Source organism: Streptomyces sp. WM6378 (assembly GCF_001279695.1).
Lineage (GTDB): Bacteria > Actinomycetota > Actinomycetes > Streptomycetales > Streptomycetaceae > Streptomyces.
In genome coordinates, this window is the sequence record NZ_LGDD01000010.1 from 1 (window position 1) to 23,220 (window position 23,220).

The 23,220-nt window shown below is 70.1% G+C and carries 13 protein-coding genes, 1 tRNA gene and 1 pseudogene; 7 read left to right on the forward strand and 8 right to left on the reverse strand.

Features of this window, described 5'->3' with window-relative positions; all coding sequences use genetic code 11:
* Positions 1 to 688 (forward strand): phosphopantetheine-binding protein (locus ADK54_RS02500; RefSeq protein WP_234391890.1); only part of this gene is annotated, 688 nt, incomplete at its 5' end.
* 114 nt (positions 689 to 802) lie between these two features.
* Here the strand turns inward: ADK54_RS02500 and ADK54_RS02505 are convergent.
* From ADK54_RS02505 to ADK54_RS02535, 7 genes are all read right to left on the reverse strand, one after another.
* A complete protein-coding gene (locus ADK54_RS02505) occupies positions 803 to 1,927 on the reverse strand; it encodes a tyrosine-protein phosphatase (RefSeq protein ID WP_063801885.1) in 1,125 nt (374 codons plus the stop codon).
* 163 nt (positions 1,928 to 2,090) lie between these two features.
* Complete coding sequence (locus ADK54_RS02510; protein WP_053723823.1) at positions 2,091 to 7,319, reverse strand: type I polyketide synthase; 5,229 nt, start codon at positions 7,317 to 7,319, stop codon at positions 2,091 to 2,093.
* A gap of 84 nt (positions 7,320 to 7,403) precedes the next feature.
* A complete protein-coding gene (locus tag ADK54_RS02515) occupies positions 7,404 to 7,595 on the reverse strand; it encodes a ferredoxin (protein WP_053723824.1) in 192 nt (63 codons plus the stop codon).
* A gap of 87 nt (positions 7,596 to 7,682) precedes the next feature.
* Positions 7,683 to 8,840, reverse strand: a complete 1,158-nt coding sequence (locus ADK54_RS02520) for a cytochrome P450 (RefSeq protein ID WP_053723825.1) — start codon at positions 8,838 to 8,840, stop codon at positions 7,683 to 7,685.
* A 112-nt stretch (positions 8,841 to 8,952) separates the two neighbouring features.
* Entirely contained in the window at positions 8,953 to 10,011 is a 1,059-nt protein-coding gene (locus ADK54_RS02525) for a DegT/DnrJ/EryC1/StrS family aminotransferase (protein ID WP_053723826.1), read from the reverse strand.
* Positions 10,012 to 10,069: 58 nt separating this feature from the next.
* The gene (locus ADK54_RS02530; protein WP_053723827.1) at positions 10,070 to 11,458 is read right to left on the reverse strand and encodes a glycosyltransferase; all 1,389 of its coding nucleotides are present in this window, start codon (positions 11,456 to 11,458) and stop codon (positions 10,070 to 10,072) included.
* Positions 11,459 to 11,837: 379 nt separating this feature from the next.
* Entirely contained in the window at positions 11,838 to 13,448 is a 1,611-nt protein-coding gene (locus ADK54_RS02535) for a GMC oxidoreductase (protein WP_053723834.1), read from the reverse strand.
* A gap of 689 nt (positions 13,449 to 14,137) precedes the next feature.
* Between ADK54_RS02535 and ADK54_RS02540 the strand changes: the two genes are divergently transcribed.
* Together ADK54_RS02540 and ADK54_RS47145 are read left to right on the forward strand one after the other, a co-directional pair.
* Positions 14,138 to 14,214, forward strand: a tRNA-Pro gene (locus ADK54_RS02540).
* Positions 14,215 to 14,627: 413 nt separating this feature from the next.
* A pseudogene (locus ADK54_RS47145) lies at positions 14,628 to 14,896 on the forward strand (alpha/beta fold hydrolase); the annotation flags it as partial.
* Positions 14,897 to 14,899: 3 nt separating this feature from the next.
* Here ADK54_RS47145 and ADK54_RS02545 read toward each other — a convergent pair.
* Entirely contained in the window at positions 14,900 to 17,683 is a 2,784-nt protein-coding gene (locus ADK54_RS02545; protein WP_053723828.1) for an AfsR/SARP family transcriptional regulator, read from the reverse strand.
* 150 nt (positions 17,684 to 17,833) lie between these two features.
* Between ADK54_RS02545 and ADK54_RS02550 the strand changes: the two genes are divergently transcribed.
* From ADK54_RS02550 to ADK54_RS02565, 4 genes are all read left to right on the forward strand, one after another.
* On the forward strand, positions 17,834 to 19,180 hold the full coding sequence (locus tag ADK54_RS02550) for an APC family permease (RefSeq protein WP_053723829.1): 1,347 nt from the start codon (positions 17,834 to 17,836) through the stop codon (positions 19,178 to 19,180).
* On the forward strand, positions 19,149 to 20,762 hold the full coding sequence (cmdF, locus tag ADK54_RS02555) for a tyrosine 2,3-aminomutase (protein WP_053723830.1): 1,614 nt from the start codon (positions 19,149 to 19,151) through the stop codon (positions 20,760 to 20,762). The genes ADK54_RS02550 and cmdF overlap by 32 nt, the downstream gene beginning before the upstream one ends.
* A 52-nt stretch (positions 20,763 to 20,814) precedes the next feature.
* The gene (locus tag ADK54_RS02560) at positions 20,815 to 21,798 is read left to right on the forward strand and encodes a phosphotriesterase family protein (protein WP_159047600.1); all 984 of its coding nucleotides are present in this window, start codon (positions 20,815 to 20,817) and stop codon (positions 21,796 to 21,798) included.
* Positions 21,799 to 21,861: 63 nt separating this feature from the next.
* A complete protein-coding gene (locus ADK54_RS02565; RefSeq protein WP_053723832.1) occupies positions 21,862 to 23,160 on the forward strand; it encodes an MFS transporter in 1,299 nt (432 codons plus the stop codon).
* The last annotated feature ends 60 nt before the right edge of the window (positions 23,161 to 23,220 follow it).

Here is a 23,220-nt window from a genome sequence, read left to right on the forward strand (position 1 = left end):
CGGAGCGACCGAGCCCACGGTGCTGCCCGTCCGCCTGGACCTCGCGGCGCTCCGCGCTCAGGGCGAGCCCCAGCCACTGCTGCGCGGCCTGATCCGCACCCCGGGTCGGCGCACGGCGGCGGCCGCGACGGAGGGCGACGCCTCGGCTGCCTTCGCGCAGAGGCTGACCGGCCTGTCTGCGGCAGAGGGACGCGAGGTCGTACTGGACGCCGTGGGCGGCCAGGTCGCGGTGGTCCTCGGGCACGCCAGCGGCACGGAGATCGACCCGGACCGCGCCTTCCTGGACCTCGGTTTCGACTCCCTGACCGCGGTCGAACTCCGCAACGGCCTCAGTGCCCTCACCGGAATCCGCCTGCCGGCGACCCTGCTCTTCGACTACCCGACGCCGGCGGAGCTCGTCGACCACCTCCACGCCCGGATCGCACCCGAGTCGCCCTCCGGACCGGAGGCACTCCTGGGCGAACTCGAAAGGCTGGAGAAGACGTTCGGCGGGCTCGACGTCACGGAGGAGGTCCACGAGCAGATAGCCGGCCGCCTGGAGGTCCTCAGGGCGAAGTGGGACGCCCAGCGGGACACTCCCGCGGCAGCCGGGCACGACGACTCCTGTTCCGACGGGGACTTCGACTTCGAGTCCGCCTCCGACGAGGAGGTGTTCGACCTCCTCGACAACGAAATCGGCCTCTCCTGAACCGAAGGGACCACACACGACGCCCCTCCCGGCAGCGCGCCGGGAGGGGCGTTCTTTCGTGCAGTCCGTCAGGGCTTCTCGGCCGGCAGGCCGACCAGTCGACGAGTCGGCCGGTCAGTCGACGAGCAGGGTCTCCCGCAGTCGCTCCAGGACCTGCCTGCTCAAGCCCAGTCCGTCCTGGAGATAGGCGTCGAAGGTGCCGAAGCGGGCCTTGACCTCGTCGAAGGAGGTGTTCAGGTACTCGGCCCTGGCGTCCAGGATCGGCTTGAGGCGGGCGGCCATCTCGGGGGTCTGCTTAGCGAGGGTGGCGGCGTTCCGCGCCGCGAGGTAGTCGTTGGTGGCCAGGTAGTCCCGCAGGACCGTGTCGCGGTCCACGCCCAGGGCCGTGAGCAGGGCGGCGGTGGCCCAGCCCGTACGGTCCTTGCCACCCTCGCAGTGGTAGGCCAGCGGGGAGGAGCGGGGGGCGTTGGCGAGACTGAACAGCGAACGATAGGCGTCGAGCCCGGCGGGCCTGGAGACGAGCCACCGGTAGGAGCGGGTCATCATCCGCTCGGACGCGGCGGCCGTGGCGGGCATCTCACGCTTGACGTCGCCGCCGAAGACATCGGCGGCGATATAGCGTGCGCCCGCGGGCACGCGGTCGGGGTCCTCGGCGCGTTCGCCCGGCATGCGCAGGTCGACGTCCGTACGGATGCCCAGGCGCTGGAGCTTGGCCAGGTCGGCGTTGGTGAGCGCGTGCAGGTCGTTGGTGCGGTACAGCACGCCCATCTTCACCCACCGGCCGTCGGCGGTGCGGTGGCCGCCCGCGTCGCGGAAGTTGGGCGCGCCCTCCAGGTGTAACGAGCGGTCGGCGAGGGTGAGCGGGTCGCCCTGGTCGGGGACGAGGCGGAACCACTGCCGGTCGGCGGGGGGCAGTCCACGTACGGTGACGTCGGCCTCGGCGCCGCCGTAGGCCACGACCCTGCCCCCGACGTAGACGGTGACCGAACCGACCGCGGGCGCCTTCCAGGACACGGCGAACGAGCCGTCCGGCCGCTGGGTGACCTTGGCGTCGGTGAACGGAATGCCGGGTGCGGTGAGTGATGTCTGCGGCGCGTGCCGGGGCGCTGTTCCGGCGGGCGCGGCGAGGGGCTCGGCCGAGGCGTGGGGCGCGGTGAGCCCCACCGCCGACACGGCGGCCACGAACGATACGGCGAGGTGGCGGGCGGCTTGCACCGCCGCCGTGGAATGGGAGTTCATGACGGGACTTTATGGCCCGAAATGATGCGGGATTTTCTAGTGTTGGCGCAGTGTGTCGGGCCCCGGTAGGCAAGCGGGCCGCGCACGCCGGGAGCCCGGCGTGCGCGGCCCGTTTGCCTACGGGTGGGTGCGGGGGCTTCGGAGAAGGCCCGCACCTCGACCGTCAGCTCTCCGCGTCCATCAGCTGGAACAGTTCCTCGTCGCTGGCCGATGCCAGGTCCAGTGCCCCACCGGGGCCGTCGCCCGTACCACCGCCGGCCCCCGCCGTCGCGGCCGCCACCGCCTTCAGGCGTGCCACCGTCTCCTCAGAGACCTCCGTGCCGGTCATGAGCAGGTCCTCCAACTCGGCCACGATCGACTCCACATCGCGCACGGGGGCGGCGGGCCGCGCCGTGCTGCGCTCACGTACGAGCCGGACCACCGCATTCGGGGTGGGGAAGTCGTACACGAGCGTGGCCGGCAGTCGCATGTCCGCGGCCGCGATGAGGCGGTTGCGCAGTTCGACCGCGTTCACCGAGTCGATGCCCAGCTCCTTGAACGTGCGGTTGCCCTCCTCGCCACGCATCTCCTGGCCGCCGAGCACGGCCGAGGTCTCGTCGAGAACCAGGGCCAGCACGAGTGCGTTCTGCGCGGCCTCGTCGAGGCCGGACAGGCGGGCGTCCAGCCCCGACGGCTCTTCACCGGCCGCCGTCCCGCCCATACCGACCGGGGCACCCCCGACACCCGCGGCATCCACAACGCCTCCGTAGGCAGCCAGGCCCGTCGGTCCCGCAGGAGTCGACGCCAGCCAGAACCGCCGCCGCTGGAACGCGTACGTCGGCAGCGGCACGGGCCGGGCCTCGGGCAGCACCGCGTCCCAGTCGACGGGAGCGCCATGGGCGTGCATCCGGGCGACTGCGGCGAGCAGGGCGTGCCGTTCCGACACTCCGGCGCGCAGGCTCGGCACCACGGTGGCCCCGGTCTGCGGGTCGGCCGACTCCATGCACTCGTCGATCATCGGCGTGAGCGTGGGATCGGCACCCAGCTCCAGGAACCCGGTGACGCGCTCGTCCCGGAGCAGGCCGATCGCGTCCTCGAAGCGTACGGACTGCCGCACGTGCCGCACCCAGTGGTCCGGGTCGAGTGCCTCCTCGGTGGTCAACGGGCGGCCGGTGACGGTGGAGACGATCCGAACGGCGGGCGCGGCGTAGGACAGCCCGCGGGCGACCGCGCGGTACTCCTCCAGCATGGGGCCCATCAGCGGCGAATGGGCCGCGACCTTCACCGCGACCCGCCGGGTCTTGTGACCGGCGGCGCGGAGCCGGTCGGTGAGCGCCATGAGGGGGGCCTCGGCGCCCGAGAGCACGACGGAGTTCGGCCCGTTGACGGCAGCGATCGATATGCAGTCGCTCAACTCCGCCAGCCACGGCATCACTTCGTCCTCGGTGATGCGTACCGCCACCGTCCCGCCACCGGGCGGCAGCGCGGCCATGAGCCTGCCGCGGGCCGCCACCAGGGTGCACGCGTCCTGGAGGGAGAGCACACCTGCGACATGGGCGGCGGAGATCTCGCCGAACGAGTGCCCCACCAGGTGATCGGGGACCAGGCCCCAGGACTCGAACAGCCGGTACAGGGCCACCTGGATGGCGAACAGCGCGGGCTGGGTGTAGGTGGTGTCGTCGAGGAGGGCCGCCTCGTCGGAGCCGGGAGCCGCCCACATCACCGAGGTCAGCGGTAGCGCCAGCAGGGGATCCACCGTGGCGCACACCTCGTGCAGGGCCTGCCCGAAGGCGGGGAAGGCCGCGGTCGCCGCGTGTCCCATGCCGGTGTGCTGGCCACCCTGCCCGGGGAAGGCGAAGGCCAGTCCGCCCGGCGCGGCATCGTGCAGGATGACGCCGGGGGCGCGCTCGCCACGCCCGAATTCCGCCGCTGCGGAAAGGAGTTGCGTCCGGTCGGAGCCGGTGACGACGGCCCGGTGCCGGTGCAGGTTGCGGGTGGTGGTCAGGGCGTGGGCGACGTCCTGGGCGCGCAGGTCCGGGTGGGCCGTCACGTGCTCGGCCAGGCGTTGTGCCTGTGCGCGCAGCGCCGCCCGGCTCCGGGCGGACAGCACCCAGGGCGCGGCCGGGTCGTCGGCCGGCTCCGGGACCCGCGCCGGCCCGGACGCACCCCGCGCCTCCTCCGGGGACTCGCCCGGCGCCTCCTCCAGGATCACGTGCGCATTGGTCCCGGTGAGCCCGAACGAGGACACCCCCGCCCGGCGCGTGCGTCCGCTCTCCCGTGGCCAGGGCTGAGCCTCGGTCAGCAGCCGTACCGCACCGGCGGACCAGTCCACCTCGGCCGAGGGGGTGTCCGCGTGCAGAGTCCGCGGCAGGACGCCGTGGTGCAGTGCGAGAACCGACTTGATGACCCCGACGACACCGGCGGCGGCCTGGGTGTGCCCGATGTTCGACTTCACCGACCCCAGCCACAACGGCTGGTCCACGGGGCGCTGTTGGCCGTACGTGGCCAGTAGTGCCTGGACCTCGATGGGGTCGCCGAGGGGCGTGCCGGTGCCGTGCCCTTCCAGGGCGTCCACGTCCTGCGGCGTCAGCCCGGCGTCGGCCAGGGCCTGGCGGATGACGCGTTGCTGTGCGGGCCCACTCGGCGCGGTGAGCCCGTTGGAGGCGCCGTCCTGATTCACCGCGGAGCCGCGGACGAGCGCCAGGACGCGGTGTCCGTTGCGCCGGGCGTCGCTCAGCCGCTCCAGCAGCAGTAGCCCCGCGCCCTCCGCCCACGCGGAGCCGTTCGCGGAGTCGGAGTACGGCATGGCGCGGGCGTCGGGGGAGAGCGCGCGCAACCGGGAGAAGTGTGTGAAGGGCGTCGGGGTCGCCATGACGGTGACGCCGCCGGCCAGCGCCAGGTCGGTCTCGCCGGACCGCAGGGACCGGCAGGCCAGGTGCAGGGCGACGAGGGACGAGGAGGAGGCGGTGTCGACCGTCATCGTGGGGCCTTCGAGCCCGTAGGTGTAGGCGATGCGCCCCGAGGTCGCGCTACCAGCGGTCCCGGTGGTGAGCATGCTTTCCCATGCGTTGGGCGTGGAGGACGCGTGGGCGCCGTAGCCGCGGTCCATCGCGCCGGCGAACACACCGGTACGGGTCCCCCGCAACGACTCCGGAGCGATGCCTGCCCGCTCGAAGGTCTCCCAGGCCGCTTCCAGGAGCAGCCGCTGCTGGGGATCGATCGCCGTCGCTTCCATGTCGGACAGGCCGAAGAAGCCCGCGTCGAAGTCGCCCGCGTCGCGCAGGAAGCCGCCTTCACGGGCGTAGGTGGTACCCGGTTGGTCGGGATCCTCGTCGAAGAGCCGGTCCAAGTCCCAGCCACGGTCCTCCGGGAAGGGGGACATGGCGTCGGCCCCGTTGGTGAGCAGCTCCCACAGGGCCTCGGGGGAGCCGGCTCCGCCCGGCAGCCGGCAGGCCATGCCGATGATGGCCACCGGGTCGGCATCGTCCGGCGAGGTCCGACGCGGCTCTTCCCGGGTCGGCTCCTCCTGCTCGGTCAGGAGCCGCGCGACGGCCCGCGGGGTGGGGTGGTCGAAGGCCAGCGTGGTCGGGAGCAGGAGCCCGGTCTCCTCCCGGAGCAGATTCCGCAGCCGTACCGCGAGGATGGAGTCGAGGCCGAGCTGCCGGAAGTCGGCCTCGGGGGAGAACGGGACGGACGCGCCGTCCTTCCCGAGCAACCGGCCGACGCAGTCGCGCACGAGGTCCAGCGCCTCCTCGACCGTGTACGGCGGGATCGCGCCGAGCCGGGCCGGGACGGACACCTCTTCAAGGCCGGTGAGCAGCCCATGGAGCGCCCGGCGGTCGAGCTTCCCGGCGGGGGAGAGGGGCAGCTCGGGCACGGTGAGAAATTCGAGGGGGATCTTGTGGTCGGCGAGGCCCAGCCGGTGCAGGAACGCGGTCACTTCGGTCAGGCCGATCGTGCGGTCCGCGTGGTCCGTCACGATCAGGCACGGGTACTCGCCGAGCCGGTCGTCCGGTGCGCCGGCCACGGCCAGCGGGCCCAGGCCCGCAAGACCCGCGAGCACTTCCTCGACCTCGGCGGCGCTGAACTTCCGGCCGCCGGTGTTGATCAGTTCGGCGGTCCGGCCGTGCAGGGTCACCACTCCGTCGGCGCCGACGGCCGCGAGATCGCCGGTCCGCAGCCAGCCGTCCTCGGTGAGGGCCGAGCGCGTCAGCTCCGGCTCGCGGAAATAGCCGCGGAACATCCCGGGTGCCCGGTACTGAAGTTCACCGCTCTCGCCCGCCGCACACACCTCGCCGTTCTCGTCGACGACCCGCACGTCCGCACCGGGGACCGGCCGGCCCACGCTGCCGTCGGGGTCCTGGGTCCGGGTGCAGGAGCCGGTGCCGATCTCGGACATGCCCCACACCACGACCAGTTCGCAGTCGAGGACGCCGCGTACCTGAGCGGCGAGCGCGGGCGCCAGGGCGGCCCCCGCCGTACGCACCTGGTGCGGCGCGAAGCCCGCCGGCTCGTCCGTCCTGGCGAACCGCGCGACGACGTCCCGCAGTTGCGCGGGCACGGCGAAGACGACGCGGGGCGCATGCTCCCGCGCCAACGCCACGAAGCGGTCCGCGTCCCACCCGGTGAGCAGCACCTGCCCGCAGACGGCGAGCAGCGCCGCATGCACGGCTTGGAGGCCGAACAGATGGGTCATCGGGCAGGCCGTGAGGACCGTACCGGCGAAGGTGTCGGCATCCTCGGCGAGGACGGCAGCGGTGTTCGACAGCAGACCGTCGTGGCTGTGCACACAGAGCTTGGGCCGCGCCGAGACCGTTCCGGATGAGGGGATCAGAACGAGCGGCAGGTCAGGGGTGACGTCCACCGGCCGGGGCCGGCTGCCCGCCCAGGTCGCCAGCAGCCCGTCCAGCGACTCGGCACCCGCCTCTCGGCATTCCGCCTCCGACGCCCCGGTCAGCAGCACACCGCGCAGCGACGTGACACCCTCCCCGAGCGAACGGGTTGTCGCCCCGCTCCCGCTCCCGGAGGCCGACAGGACCAGCAGGACGGGTTCCGCCCGGGCCAGCAGCGCATGGACCTCCGGGGCCGAAGTGCCCTGGTGGACGGGGAGCAGCACGGCTCCGACGGCCGCGACGGCCAGGTGCAGGGTCTGCAGCTCCCAGCAGTTCGGCAGCTGCACCGCCACCACGTCGCCGGGCGTGACCCCCGACTCCTGCAAGCCGCGGGCCAGCGCGTCGACGTCCGCTCGCCACTGTGTCCACGTCCACGAGCGGTCCCCGTCGACGACGGCCACGGAGTCGGGAGCGGATCCCACGGCGGCCTCGAACACATCGGACAGCGTGTAGCCGCCCAGTACCTCCGCCGCGTCGGTGGGCGGCTGGATCACGTAGTCATCTGTGTGGACGGGCACCATCACTCCCGGATCTCAATCACTCTCGTCTGGTGGGTGGGGGGACAACGCCGGGGTGCGGACCCGGGCTCCTGCCCCGGTCGGGCCTCAGCCCTCGTGCACGGTGATGGCCCGGGACGGGCACAGGGCACCCGCCAGTCGGGCCGTGGTCTCCTGGTCGGCGGTCGGGTCGGCGAGGAGGGTGACGAGTCCGTCATCGTCCTGGTCGAAGAGGGCGGGCGCGTTCAGCACGCACTGGCCCGCACCCACACAGCGGTCGGGGGCAACGGTGATACGCATATCGATGTCTCTCCTGGTCTCTCCTGCGGTGAAGGTGGGCCCGCCCGGTGGTCGGTGGCACGCGCCCCGGACGGACGGGCCGGGCGGCTACCAGCGGACCGGAAGCTCGTGCAGCCCGTAGAGCACGCTGTCGTACTTGATGCTCAACCCCTCGACCGGAATGGCGAGTTGGAGGTTGGGGATGCGCTCGAAGAGCTTCCGGTAGGCGACCTCCATCTCGATCCGCACCAGGTTCTGCCCCAGGCACTGGTGCACGCCGTAGCCGAAGGCCACGTGACTGCGGGCGGACCGGGAGGGGTCGAACGTGTGGGGGCATTCGAAGACGGACTCGTCGTGGTTGGCCGCGGCGACCAGCGGCACGATGCCTTCGCCTGCCTTGATGAGCTGGCCGGCGATCTCCACGTCCTCGACCGCCACCCGCAGGGACACCAGGTCGGCGACGGAGTGGAAGCGCAGCGTCTCCTCCACGGCCCGCTCGTCATTGATCCACTGGGGGTGCGTCAGCAGGGTGACCACGCCGAGCGCGATGTTGTTGGCCGTGGTCTCGTGGCCGGCGATGAGCAGCAGCATCAGCACGCCCGACAGCTCATGGGGGGCGATGACGCCGTTGGCCAGCAGTCGGCTCACCAGGTCGTCGCCGGGCCACTTCTCCTTGATGGAGATCAGTCGGTTGATGTAGCGCAGCAGTTCCTTGCCGGCCGTCTTGCGCTGCTCTTCGGTGGAGTTGCGGAGGGAGACCAGGACGCGGGTCCTGGACTCGAAGAACTCACGGTCCGTGGGCGGCACTCCGAGCAGCGAGGAGATCACCAGAGAGGGGATGGGCAGCGCGAAGTCGGCGACGAGGTCCGCGGTGTTGCCCGCGGCCAGCATCTCGTCCAGGCGCGCCTCCACCGTGCGTTCGATCGCGGGCCGCATCGCCCGTACCCGCCGCACGGTGAACTCCGGGATCAGGGCCTTGCGGAACCGGTCGTGGTCGGGGGAGTCCATCCCCACGAACCAGCCCGGGATCTGATCCTGCTTGGGCACTCCCACGGTCTCCCCGACGTTGGGGAATCCCTCGTGCTCGGGGTTGGAGCTGATCTTGGGGTTGGTCAGTACGGCGCGAACGTCCTCGTGCCGGGTGACCAGCCACACCCGCTTGCCGTCGGGCAGGTGCGAGAGGACCAGCCCCTGCTGGTCGCGGTAGTCGGCGTAATGGGGTGGTGGGAACGGCACGCCGGGTTGGCGCAGCGGAAATTCGACCATCGGCGAATCCGTCGTGTCCGTGGCCGGACCTGCCTGGGCCGAGGCCGGGCAGGTCCGCGGCACGGGCGGGCCTGTGTGCGTCATGGGTCGGTATCCCCTCTCGAACGGTCCGTCAGCTGGCGCCGTAGAACGCGCGGACCCTGTCGATCACGAAGTCCTGGTCGGCGGCCGTGAGTTCGGTGTGGGTGGGCAGATACAGCCCGTCCTCGGCAAACGCATGTGCCTTGAGCGAGGGCCAGTCGGGATGGAAGTACATGGGCTGTTGGCTCATGGGCTTGAAGAACAGCCGGGTCTCGATCGACTCACCGGCCAGGAACTCCCGCAGCTCCGCACGGTGCTCGGCCCGCAGGTCGTACATCCACAACACGTCCCTCGGCGGCATCAACGTGATACCAGGAACGCCGGCGAGGCCCTCGTCATAACGCCGCTCGATCTCCCGCCGGGTTTCGAGGATGTCATCGATCCGCTCGACCTGGGCGAGCGCAATGGCGGCCTGCACGGCCGTCATGCGGAAGTTGTAGGCGACCTTCTTGTGCAGGAAGCTGTGGTCCTTGGTGAAGGCCATGGCCCGCAGGTGCGCCAGTTGCCCGGCCAGCTTGGGGTCATCGGTGAGGCAGATGCCGCCCTCACCCGCCGTAATGATCTTGTTGGCGAACAGTGAATAGCACGCGATGTCCCCGACCGGACGGATGCCGTGGGCCTCGGCGCTGTCCTCCACAACCCGCAGGTTGTACTGGTACGCAATATCCATCACGGCGTCCATATCGCAACGCCTGCCATAGATATGAACGGGCATCACGGCCTTCGTACGCGCCGTGATCTTCTCCTCGATGCGGGTGACATCGATGTTGAGATCGTCCCCGCAGTCCACGAACACGGGCGTCGCACCGGTATAGGTGACCGCCCACGCCGAAGCGATCATCGTGAACTCCGGGACGATGACCTCATCACCCGGGCCGATTCCCAATGCCCGCAGCGCGAGCGTGAGCGCCGCCGTCCCCGACGAACAGGAAACGCCGTGCGCGATCCCGTTGTATTCGGCGAAGGCGCGCTCGAACCTCTGGACCATCGGGCCCTGAGAAGATATCCAGCCGTCCTCGACGGTGGTGGTCAGATACTCCAACTCCTTGCCGTCCAGAGCGGGCCTGGAAACCGGGTACTTGAAAGACATCCGCTGCCTCTTCCTGGTCTTCCTCGTGGTCCTGGTACGTATGTGGGTGTGCGCGGCCTTACGCCGGAGCCGGAGCCAGGGCCGAATGCCCGAGGATCAGCTCGGCAGCGGTCTCCCGGCCGCCGGCCGCACGCTGCAGGGCACCGAGCCGCTTCGCGTTCTCATGGAAGGAAGGGGTCTGAAGCACCCGCGTGAGCTTGTCGAGCACGTCGTCGACATCGATGTCCCGCGGCCGGTCGAGGGTCAGACTGATACCGAAGTCCCGGCCGCGGACGGCCTGGTCGTAGCAGTCCACCCACAACGGCCGGACCACGAGCGGCTTGCCGAAATACACGCCCTCGTTGTAGCCGTTGCCGCCACCGTGGGTGAAGAACACCTTCACGTTCGGATGGGCCAGCACGTCCAACTGCGAGGGCACCCAGTTCTCGATACGGAGATTCGCCGGCAAGGACTCCTTCGGCGGCAGCAGATGCTGCTGCTCCGACGGCAGCTTCCACAGCACCTGATGCCGACCCTCAAGCCGACGGGTGACCTCCACCATGGAATTGACCTGGTGCTGGGTGAGCCGGGTGATCGTCCCGAACCCCACATAGACGACCGAGGACTGCTCATCCAGCCATTGCGAGAGAACGTCGTCCTGTGATGCTTCCGGCAACGGCGGCACCATTGCACCGACCAGTCGCACCTTCTCCGGAATGTCGAAGGGGTAGTCCAGCTCGGCGATCGAATTGCACAGCACCAGCTCGGCGTGCTCGATCCGGGCCATCGGACTGAGCGGCCCGAGACCGTGCCCCTTCCGCCGCCGGTTGTCCTCCGCGACCACCTTGCCCATCTGCGGCGTGCAGAACATCGCCAGCGTCCGCCACTTGAAGAGCGCGTTACTCATCCGCTGGGCGGGCGTCATCGGGTGCGGCAGCCCCGTGTGCGGTACGGGGAAGTCCCCCGGCGTGTAGCCCTTGGAGAAGGGAGTGAACGCCGTCAGCACGTTGCTTGGCACAAACGGCACACTCAGCACGTACGGAATCTTTCGAGAAATCGCCAATTCGATCCCGAAAGCGCTGATGCAGTCGATGACCATCAGCGCCGGCCGCACCTCGTCGACAATGGCCGCCAGCTTACGGAACTTCTCCTCGTGCCGCCCCGGCTTGTAGGACTGCCGGATCACCGCGCGATGCGCCTTGAATCGCGAGGACTGAGTGATCTCGCGATAGACCGCGTCGTCCCACGTCACCGCCGACAACTCGGTGACCACCTCACCTAGCGAGGCGAACTCCACCTCGGACCCGACCGATATCCGCTTCACATCCTCGCGCCGGGGCTCGTCGGTGGCGAACCAGAGATCCGGCACATTCTGGCGGGAGAGCTCTTGGGCGAGCACGAGCAGTGGATTGGCCAACCCGCTCTCCGGAAGACTGACGAAGAGGATCGGCCGTCGGGCGGATTCCATGGATTCCCTTTCGCGAGGACAGACGGGGTTCGGCGAGCACCCCCTCGTGCGGATCGACCGGCCGCACCTCCCTTTGATCTCACGCCGCCCACCGGAAAATCCGTAGAACCCGTCCGGCATTTCGGGGCGGGGGCACACCGACTGCCGGATGCCGTACCGGAGGCGGAGGCGGAGGCGGGTGCGGTGCCGGAGACCGGCGCGGCAAGGTGCCGGCGGACGCGGGACCTCCGTCACCGCGAACGCCGCATGGTGGGCTGCGAACCCCTGCCATGCGGCGGCAATCGGCCCGCTGCGGTATCGCGCCCCGCGAAGGGCACGGGAACCGCGCGATCGGCCGCGGACGACCCGCAGCGAACGGACCGCCATTCCAGCGGAGCGTTCAGGACGCGGTCTTGACGTCCTCCGCGATGATCCGCTCGATGTTCCGCTCGGCCAGGGCCGTGATGGTCACGAAGGGGTTGACTCCGATGGACCCCGGGATGAGCGCGCCGTCCGTGACATAGAGGTTGCGGTAGCCGGCGACCCGGCCGTACCCGTCGGTGGCCTTGCCCAGGACGCAGCCGCCGAGCGGGTGGTAGCAGAAGTCGTCGGAGAAGTTCTTCAGCTGCGGCCCGAACAAGTCGTAGCGGTACATCGTCGTGTTGGCCTTGTTGATCCGGTCGAAGAGCGACCTCGCGGCGTCGACCGCGGGCCTGTTCTGGTCCCGGGTCCAGCGCAGCACCGCCCGGTCGCTGGCCTTGTCGTAGACGAAGGTGCCGCGCTCGGGGTTCTTGGTGATCGCCAGATAGAGACTGACCCAGGTCTCCAGGCCGGCCGGCATCGGCGCGATCTCCGCGAAGACCGGGGCGGCGGGGTTGTTCCAGTCGTCGATGCCCAGGGCGGGAATCGACGACTGGTGAGCACCGGTGGGGTTCCAGACGTGGTTGGCACGGCCGGTCATGATGTTTCCGTTGGGGCCCCAGCCCGCGCCGACCTCGGAGTTGAGCTCGGGCAGCGCACCGGTGTCCCTGGCGCGCACCAGCAGCTCGGTGGAGCCGAGACTGCCGGCGCCGAGGAACAGATGGCCACAGGCGATCTCCTTGCCGGCGACGGCCTTGCCGTCGGCGTCGATCTGGTCCACGGACAGAACATAGCTGCCGTCCGGCTGCTGACGGATCGCCTTGACCTGGTGCAGGGTCTCGATGGTGACCTTGCCGGTGCCGAGCGCGGCTGCCAAGTAGGTCTTGTCCAGGCTCTGTTTGCCGTGGTTGTTGCCGTAGATGACCTCGCCCGCCAACGCGGACTTGGGCACCTCACCGGCGTCCTCGCGTCGCATGTGGCCGAAGTCGTAGACGTTGGGGACGAAGGTGGTGCTCAGGCCCGCCTTGCCCGCCTGTTCGCGCGAGACCCGCGCGAACTTGTACCACTCCGTCTTCTCGAACCAGCCCTGGTCGATGTGGTTCACCTTGAGCATGGAGTTGGCGCGCGGGAAGTACCGCTCGTACATCTGCGAGGCGTCCACGTGCGGCAGCACCTCCTCGAAGTACGCGCGCTTCGGTACGACGGCCATGCCGCCGTTGACCAGCGAGCCGCCGCCGACGCCCCGCCCCACGTACACCGACATCTGGTCGAAGTGCACCTTGTCCAGCACTCCCGCATACGGGGTGATGTCCCGGTTGATCACATCCAGCCACAGGAACGAGCCCAACGGGGCCTCGGTGCGCGACTTGAACCAGCTCGACCGGCGGTCGGGCGTGAGCATTCCGCAGAAGACGTTGCCGTCGTCCGCGGGCTTGTTCCACAACTGGCCCATTTCGAGCATGAGCGTCGGAATCCCGGCCTCGCCGAGCCGCAGCGCGGATACCGCGGCGCCGTATCCCGTACCGATCACCACGGCGGGTACGAACGAGCCGCTGTCGGCCTGCGGACTCCGCTTTTCGGCGGCCGCGGCACGCGGGGCGGCGGAAATCGTGGTCATTCCGGCGGCGGCGGCGCTACTGAGCGCTGCCATTCCGAGCAGACGGCGCCGCGACAGATGCTGGTTCTGCTGGTTGTCAAACACGCTGATAGTACCTCGATCTTCGCCAACAAGACTTTCCCCGCAGGGCTGTTCCGCGGGGCCGTCCCGGTGGGAGTCGCGGGCTGTCCGTCATCGGCCCGAGCCGCCGCGCGCCCCCATCCTCATCACGAAAGACTGCGGGAAATACCAGAGGTTCGAGGGCCGTTGACCGCCTACAATGCGACGCCCCTCCGGGTCGGCGTCGCCTCGGCGGGCGCGCGGCACAGATCATTTCGGGGAGGAGGGTCCACGACAGGGTTCGTTCCACGACCGCCTTGCAGGCATGCATCCCACTTCCCGACGGGCACATGTCGGCGGCTCACGTGATGGGGCAACACTTGGTCAGTTCCGCCGACGAGTTCCGGTGACGCCTCCACCACGCGCATCAGCGCCTCGGCTGTCCGCCGGGATCGGCCGGATCCGAGTCATGGGGCGTCTCCGGGGCGTCCGCTGCTCACCGCGCCAACCAAGGCGCCCTGGGTTTCGGGGAGTTCGGCTGCCTTCCCGGGCCGGTCGATGACCTTCCGGTCGTTCCCGACTGTGTCCCCGGGCCCGCCCAGAGCCTCAACAAAGCGTCGGTTTCGCCCTGGTATGGTTTTCATGCACGAATGGCCGGGGGAAACTCCAGGTCAGAGGGGCATCGGGACGTGGCGCAGCTTGGTAGCGCACTTGACTGGGGGTCAAGGGGCCGCAGGTTCAAATCCTGTCGTCCCGACCAGCGTTTCACGCATGGTCGCAGGCCGTTCTCTCAGAATCGAGAGGACGGCCTTCCATATGTCCGGGGGTGATGATCGCAGCGCGGTCGCCCTCGGCGAGGGCGCACGTGTCTGGGCGGACCGTGGGGCGCCCGTACGGGAGGATCAATTCGCGGCTTTGTGACCGCATGCCTGTGCGTGGCAGTCATGTAGCTGCCAGGCAGAGGCCCCGTGGCGCCCGTTGCCGGCGCTTCGGTTCGCGCAGCCCCGTCCGTACCGCCGGAAGGGTCAGGCTTTCTTGGCCACGCAGGACGTGAGCTGCAGGGCCGGAGCCGTCGGTCTTGCAGTCGATGTCCTAGCCGTCGACGCTGTTGACGAGGTGGGGCATCGCGGTGCCGATGAGCGACTGTTCGGCACCGCGGGCACCGCATTCCTCATGCGCAAGCCCAGCCGCGGCCCTCGCCCGATCCTGTTGATCCTCACCCACGGCTGGCCATGGACGTTCTGGCACTGGTCGAAGGTGATCGACCCGCTCGCCGACCGGCCGCGTTCGGTGGTGACCCTGCCGACGCGTTCGACGTCATCGTGCCGTCCCTGCCCGGCTTCGGTTTCCCCAGCCCGCTCAACGGCTTTTTGGACGTCAACTTCTGGAAGGTCTCCGACCTCTGGCACACCTTGATGACCGAGACCTTGGAATACGAGAAGGGTTCAGGCGTCCGGCAGGCCCAGATACGAGCGCAGCTGGTGGGCCTCGGGGGAGTTGAGTCCCGTGAAGATGTCCAAGGCCTGCTGCCAGTACAGTCTGGCCTCCCGCGGCGCGCCACGTGACCGATGGGCCTGACCGAGCACGGTGAGCGCGCGCCCTTCCAGCGGGAGGAATCCGGCGGACCGAGCCGCGGTCACCGCATCGTGAACCCGGTCGAGGGCCTCGGCGACCTGGCCTTCATGGAGATGAGTGGCGGCAAGGCCGATCGCGGCCTGGACCTCGCTCTGACGGAAGCCGGCCCCCCGGGATATGTCCAACGAGGCGCGGTGATGGCGCAGCGCCGCATCGGTGTCGCCCAGGGCGCGATAGGCGTCGCCAAGGTTGTTGAGCGCGATGGCCTCGCTCGCCCGGGCGCCCGTCTCCCGGTGCAGGGCCTTGGCCCTGAGGTGGTGGTCGATGGCGAGGGTGAGCCGCCCCTGTTCGGCATGGACCATGCCGAGGTTGCCGAGGGTGATGGCCTCGCCCTCGCGCCAGTCGAAGCGGCGGTGGATGTGCAGTGCCTTGGTCAAGTGCTCAAGGGCCTCGGGGTATTGGGCGAGCTGGCGGCAGGCGTGGCCCAGGCCGTGGTGCATGACGGCCTGGGCCCGCTCGTCGCCCGCGGTGCGGGCCGCGTGTAGCCCCGCGCGCGCCGCGGTCAGCCAGTCCGTGTACCGGCCGTGGAGCCAGAAGAAGCCGCGCAGGGCATCGGCCAGCTGCCAGGCGGCCTCCAGCGGACCGTGCACCGACGTGTGCTGGATCGACGCGACGATGGACGGGGCCTCGGCTTCGAGCCAGGCACGGGCGTCGGCCTCCTCGGGGAAGACGACCGGGCGGGCCGTGTCGCCCGCAGCGGTGGACGGTAGCCGCAGGAAGCCCGGGAAGAGCTCACGGACCGCCGCGTCGGCGTGGCGCAGGTACCAGTCGAGCAGCCGACCCAGCGCCTCCTGCCGCCGCTCGGGGCTCTCCTCGGCATCGGCGCGCTCGCGTGCGTAGTCGTGCAGAAGGTCGTGCAGACCGTAGCGGCCGGGTGTCGGCCGGTGGACGAGATGGGCGGAGTGGAGGGCGGCCAGGACGGATTCCCCGGCTTCCTCCGGTACTCCCCAGAGAGCCGCTGCCGCGTTCGGGGTGAAGTCGGGACCGGGTGCCAGGCCGAGTTTCCGGAAGGCGGCGCGGAGCGCGGGGTCGAGCCCGCCGTAGGAGAGGTCGAAGGCGGCGCGCAGAGTCGAGGGCGGTTCGCCGGGCGGGGCCAGTCCGGACAGCGGGGTGTCGCCGACCAGTTCTGCGACGAGGTGCCCGATGGTGTGGCTGGGTCGGGTGGCGAGCCGTCCGGCAGCGGTCCGTAGCGCAAGGGGAAGCCAGGCGCACAGCCGCGCGAGGTCGGCCGCCTCGGCGGGCTGTGCTTCGACCCGTGCGGAGCCGACGATGCGTGAAAGGAGTGTCAACGCCGCATCGGGATGGAGGAGTTGGAGGCCGATCGGAACGGCGTCGTCGAACGCCACCAGTTCGTGCAGATCCGCGCGGCTGGTGACGGCGACGGCACAGTGGGGGCTGCCCGGCAGCAACGGGCGTATCTGCTCGGCGGACCGGGCGTTGTCGAGGACGATCAGGACCCGTCGGTCGGCAAGGAGCGAGCGGTACAGGGCCGCCTGCTCGTCCCCGAGCATGGGGATCTGGGCCGAGGGGACTCCGAGCGCACGCAGAAACCGGACCAGCACCTCCGATGCCGTCAAAGGGGCATCGGTCGACCAGCCGCGCAGATCGGCGTACAGCTGACCGTCCGGGAACCGGGACGCGACCCCATGGGCCCAGTGCACGACAAGTGCCGTCTTGCCGACCCCAGCGGTACCGCAGACCACGGCACAACGTCCCGTGCCGCCGCCCAGCACGGCGTCCAGCCGCGCGAGGCTTTCCTCGCGGCCCGTGAAGTGCACGGTGTCAGAGGTGAGTTGACGAGGTATCACCGACGGCGGTCCGAAAGCCGTGGATGCGGTCTCGAAGGAGCATGCCGGAGCGGCGAGACCGGGGTCGGCGCGCAGAACCGCCATGGCCAGGCCCTGGAGTTCCGTACCCGGTTCGAGCCCGAACTCCTGCGCCAGTACTGTCTTGGCCCGCCGGTATGCCGCGATGGCGTCGCCGGGCCGGCCACTGCGGTACAGCGCGATGAGCAGCTGCGCGGTGAACCGCTCCCGGGTGGGGTGGTCGCAGGCCAGCTCGGTGAGTTCCCCGAGCAGCCCGTCGTGTCGACCCAGTCGTAACTCCGCGTCCAGGCACCGTTCGTACGCGGTCATCCGGGACTCTGCCCAGGCCATGCACAGCTGCCGGCGCACCCGGTCGTCGGCGAGCCCGGTGAGCATGTCCCCGCGCCACAGCCCGAGTGCCTGCCGCAGCAGAGCTGCCCCCGGTTCATCGGGAATGTCCCTGGCCCGTTCGGCGAGGGCCCGGAACCGGAGGGCATCGACGTCCGCGGGATCCACATGGAGCGCGTAGGCGGCGCCGTGCGTCCGCAGACTCACCCCCGGCGTATCGGCAAGCAGACGGCGCAAGCGGGAGATGTGCCCATGGAGGGAGTTGCGGGCGGTCGACGGTGGCTCGCCGTCCCACAGGAGGGACATGAGCCGTTCCACGCGCACCGGCCGGTTGGCCTCCAGGAGCAGGACCGCCAGCGTCAGCTGTCGCAGTCGGGGCCCCACGTCGAGTACCCGCTCCTCGTCGCGGACTTCGAACGTCCCCAGCAGACGGAACTCCACCCTGCAGCACCCCCCTCGCCGGCCTCGGCCGATCGGCCGGATGCCCAGTCAGCGACACATCATTGAGAAATCAGAGCGGCTTGGCAATATGGCTCAGGCCAACCGGGGAGCGCGCGGACCCCCGGCTGCGAGGGGGGAGGGCGCACTGCCGTGCCGGACACCGAGCTGCACCGCACTTTGCGCACGGCCGACGGAACGGTGATGGCGGTCGGCTCGGTTCTGGGCCCCAGTGTGCTGGTACTGCCCGCGCTCACCGCCCGTACGGCCGGCCCGGCCTCACTCGTGGCGTGGGGCGGCATGTCGGTCTTCGCGCTGGCGCTCGCGCTGGCACTGGGCAGGGCCGGAGCGAGGATCCCGCACGCGGGTGGCATCGTCGCCTACGCCCAGGCCGCGTTCGGTCCCCGGCTCACGGTACTCACCGGCTGGTGGCTCCTTGCGTCGGTGCCGTTCGCCGTGCCCGTCATCGCGCTGGTGGGCGCGAACTACATCACCGCGTACTACGGCCTGTCGCCGAGGTGGGCGGGGGCCCTCGCGGCCGTGCTGCTGTTCGCTTCGTGCGCGCTCAACGCACGTGGTCTGCGTCTCTCGGGCCGGGTGCAGGCGTGGATCGTCGCACTGATCGGCGCCGTGCTCGTGGGGGTGTCGTTCCTGGGCCTGAACCGGGTGGAGGCGGGCCGCTTCGAGCCGTTCCTGCCGCACGGCTGGAGCGCGGTGGGCACGGCGGCCCTGCTGATCTTCTGGTCGTACATCGGATTCGAGATGGTCGTGCACCTCGCGGAGGAGTTCCAACACCCCTCGCGGGACCTGCCGTTGAGCATGGGCCTCGCCGCGGTCGTGCTGTCTCTCCTCTACTGCCTGTCCGCCGTGGTGATGGTCGGCACCGGCGTGTACACCGACGCGTCCGGCCTCGCGCCGGCCAGTGTGCTGGCCGGCGATGCGCTCGGGTCCGTGGCCGGGGCCCTGACCGCGCTGTTCGCGCTGTGCTGCTCCTTCGTGGCCGTGCACACGAACATCGCCGGCTTCTCCCGGCTCCTGTACGCCCGGGCCAGGGACGGGAACCTGCCGAGGAGTCTGGCGAGGCTGCATCCCCAGCACGGCACCCCGACCCGGGCCCTGGTGTGGCTCGCCACGGCGTTCGCGGCCGTCCTGCTCGGCGTCGCCATTACCGACCCCGACCTTGAGGCTCTGATCGCCTGGCCCAGCGCGACGTTCGTCGTGGTCTATCTCGTCGGCGCGGCAGCGGTGTTCAAGATCCTGCCCGCCGGGGACGTCGGCCGCATCGCCGCAGCCCTGACCGTCCTGGTCTGCCTGGCGATCCTGCCGTTCAGCTGGCCCGCCGTCCTCTACCCCGTGGGCGTGGCCGCCCTGGGCGCCGTCATTACCCGCGGAGCCGCCACGCCCGCGCCCACTCCCGATTCCGATGCCGCATCCGTTGACGAACCCACTCAGCAACGAGGTGACACTGATGACCGCATTACCCGAGACCGTGGCGTTTGACGGGGAGAACCTCCGCCTGGCCGACATCCGAAAGGTCGCCGAGCAGCGCGTGCGCTGCGAGATAACGGACAAGGCCCTCGACAAGGCAGCCCGCAGCAGGGAGCTGTTCGAGGCGACCGTACGCGACGGCAACCCCGTCTACGGAGTCACCACTGGCTACGGCGAGATGATCTACATGCTCGTGGACACCGACAAGGAAGTCGAGCTGCAGACCAATCTCGTACGCAGCCACAGCGCCGGAGTGGGTCCCCTGTTCAGTGAGCGAGAGGCCCGGGCGATCCTCGCCACCCGGCTGAACGCCCTGGCCAAGGGCTATTCCGCGGTACGCCCCGAACTGCTCCAGCGCCTGGCCCTCTACCTGACCGAGGGCATCACCCCGGCCATCCCCGAGATCGGATCACTCGGGGCGAGCGGCGACCTTGCACCCCTTGCGCACCTGGCGGCCACCGTGATCGGCGAGGGATACGTACTCAGGAACGGAGAGCGCGCCGAGACGGGCCCGGTGCTGCGCTCGCTGGGCATCGAGCCGCTGCGGCTGCGTTTCAAGGAGGGCCTCGCCCTCATCAACGGCACCTCGGCCATGACCGGCGTCGGGTGCCTGGTCGCCGGCCGCGCCCTGGACCAGGTGCGGCAGGCCGAGATCGCCACTGGGCTCGTGGTGGAGGTGCTGCGCTCGTCCGCGAGTCCCTTCCAGCCCGAAGGGCACGACCTGGCCCGGCCACACCGGGGCCAGATGGAGACGGCGACCAACCTCCGTGTGCTGACCCGGGGCAGCAGGCTGCTGCGCGACCACTCCGAACTGCGGCGCGAGGCGCAGCAGAACAAGCGGGCTGGCGACCAGGTCACGCGCACGGATGTCTACATCCAGAAGGCGTACTCGCTCCGTGCCATACCGCAGATCCTGGGAGCCGTGCGCGACACGCTCTACCACGCCCAGGAGAAGCTGGAGATCGAGCTCAACTCCGCCAACGACAACCCCCTGTTCTTCGGCGGCGACGGCATCGAGGAGGTGTTCCACGGCGCCAACTTCCACGGCCAGCCGATCGCCTTCGTGATGGACTACACGACGATCGCGCTCACCCAGCTCGGTGTGCTGTCCGAGCGACGCACCAACCGGCTCCTCAACCGTCATCTCAGTGACGGGCTGCCGGAGTTCCTCGTGGCGGGAGACCCCGGGCTCAACAGCGGCTTCGCCGGTGCACAGTACCCGGCCACGGCCCTGGTCGCCGAGAACCGCACCATCGGTCCCGCCAGCACCCAGAGCGTTCCCTCTAACGGGGACAACCAGGACGTCGTGAGCATGGGCCTCATCTCTGCCCGCAACGCACGACGGGTGCTCGGCAACAACGAGCGGATCCTCGCGGTCGAACTCCTCGCCGCTGCCCAGGCCGTGGACATCAGCGGCCGCCGCGACGGGCTGAGCCCCGTGGCGCGGGCAACGTACGACACCGTCCGCGGCCATGTGCCGTTCCTCGACAAGGACCGCTGGATGAGCGACGACATCGAGAACGTGGCCGCCGCGCTCGGCCGTGCGGAGTTCTTGTCGGCCGCCGCCGCACAGGCCGGATCGCCGCTGCTGTAACCCCCTGCCGGATGCCACCAGGACAAGGAGGAAGCGCCGTATGCCGGACGTCATGACCACTTCAGGGCCCGCTCCCGCAGCGAGCCTGGGCCCCACGCTTCCGCACGAGCACGTCTTCATCAACCTGTTGCGCGAGTACCGGCAGGTGGGTCTCCTGAACGACGAGGAGGAGATGCGGCAGGAGGTGACCGCCTTCGCCACGGCGGGCGGCGGCACCCTCGTCGACGTCACCACGGGCGAACTCACCGAAGGGGCGGCCACCGACCCCCAGGGGCTGTTCACCGGCCCCGTGGGCAACGGCAGTTCATCCGGCGGCAGTCGAACACCAGCCAACGTGGCGGCACTTGTACGCCTCGCCGCAGCCACGGGCGTACGCATCGTCCTGGGCACCGGGCACTACCGCGATCCGTATCTCGACCGCGCGTGGTTCGACCGGCACAGCGTCGCTGAGATCGGCGAGCTCATCGTCCGGGACCTGTGCGACGGGATCCCGGGCACTGACGTGCGCGCCGGGGTGATCGGGGAGGTGGGCAGCGACGGCTGGTACATATCGGCCGCGGAGGAGCGGTCGCTGCGGGCGGCCGCGCACGCCCAGCTCCGTACGGGGGTGGCCATCACCACGCACGCTGCGCGCTGGCCGGTCGGCATCCCGCAGTTGGAGCTCCTCATCGGCGCCGGAGTCCCGCCCGAGCGGATCATCATCGGTCACTGCGACAAGGTGAACCTGCCGGAATACCACCTGGAGCTGGCCCGCAGGGGCGCGTACGTGCAGTTCGACACGCTCCACGAGTGCGCGTCCCCGCGGGAGACCGAGAAGAGGGTCCGCCTGGTCCTGAAGCTGATCAGGGCCGGCCATCTCGACCGGATCCTGCTCTCCCACGACGTCTGTGTCAGAACCCACCTCAAGGCGCACGGAGGGGTGGGATTCGACTTCCTACTCACGGGGTTCGCCGCGGCTCTGGCCGACGCGGGCCTGGAGGCGGACGAGATCCGGCAACTCACCGAGACCAACCCCCAGCGCGCACTGTCCGGTTGAGAGATGCCCCGGCCACGGTTACGCACGGACAGACGCCCCCGGCCACCTGCCGAGCAGACGGCGTTGCGCCAGATCCTGCTCTCCAGCTACCTGGGCGGCGTCATCGAGTGGTACGACTTCCTGCTGTACGGGACGGCCGCGGCCCTCGTCTTCGACAAGCTGTTCTTCCCGCAGATGTCGTCCTTCGCAGGCACGCTCGCCTCGTTCGCCACCCTCGCCGTCGGCTATCTGGCCCGCCCCATCGGCGGCCTGGTCTTCGGCCACTACGGCGACCGGGTGGGCCGCAAGCCGGTGCTGATGGTGAGCATCGTGCTCATGGGTCTCTCCAGCATGCTCATCGGGCTGCTGCCCGGCTACGCGGACATCGGCATCGCGGCACCCCTGCTGCTCGTCCTGCTACGGCTGGTCCAGGGCTTCGCAGTGGGCGGCGAATGGGGCGGCGCCGCCCTGATGGCCATCGAGCACGCAGGGCCGGCCCGCCGGGGACTGTGGGGCGCGTTCGCCCAGATGGGCGCGCCTTCCGGGCTCCTGTTGTCGTCGTTGGCCCTTGCGGCGTTCAACACCCTGCCCGAGGCCGAGTTCTTGAGCTGGGGATGGCGCATCCCCTTCCTCCTCTCCGCCGTACTGATCGTGCTGGGCTACTGGATCCGGCGCGGCATGGCGGAGAGCCCGGTCTTCGCGCGGGCACAGAAGTCCGCCGACACGGCACGGCGTCCGGCCCCGGTCCTGGAGACCCTGCGCCGGCAGCGCCGCATCACCCTGCTCGCGATCGGCGTGGGCATCGGCCCCTTCGCCACCAACTCCATCCTGATCGCCTTCTTGCCCGCCCATGCCAAGGACCTCGGAATCAGCAGGACCGTGGTGCTGACCGGCCTGATCTCGTCCTGCGGTGTGTCACTGCTGACGCTGCCCGCATACGCGGCCCTCTCGGACCGGATCGGGCGCAGGCCGGTCTCCATTGCGGGCGCCCTGCTGCTCGCCGCGAACTCCTTCCTGCTGTTCCCCCTCGTCGACAGCCGCTCCCCGGCACTGTTCGTGATCGCCTTCGTCCTTAGCCTCTCGGTGTTCCACGCCGCGATGTACGGCCCGATGGCGGCGCTGCTCGCCGAATTGTTCCCGACGGGCACCCGCTACACAGGCACCTCCCTCGGATACCAGACGGCCGCTGTCCTGGGCGGCAGTCTCGCCCCGCTGATCGCGACCTGGCTGGTGCACACCGGAGAGGGCGGGCGCAACACCACAGGAGTGGCGGTCTTCATGGCGGTGACGTGCGCGGTCAGCGCCTGGAGCGTGTACAGAGCGGGGGAGACGCGGCACCACGCGCTGGACACCGCTGCGGAGGACGGGGAACAGCTCAGCTGACGGCTGACCCACACTGACGTGGACGGGGTCGGGGGGGGGGGGGGGGGGGTTGGGCGGGGC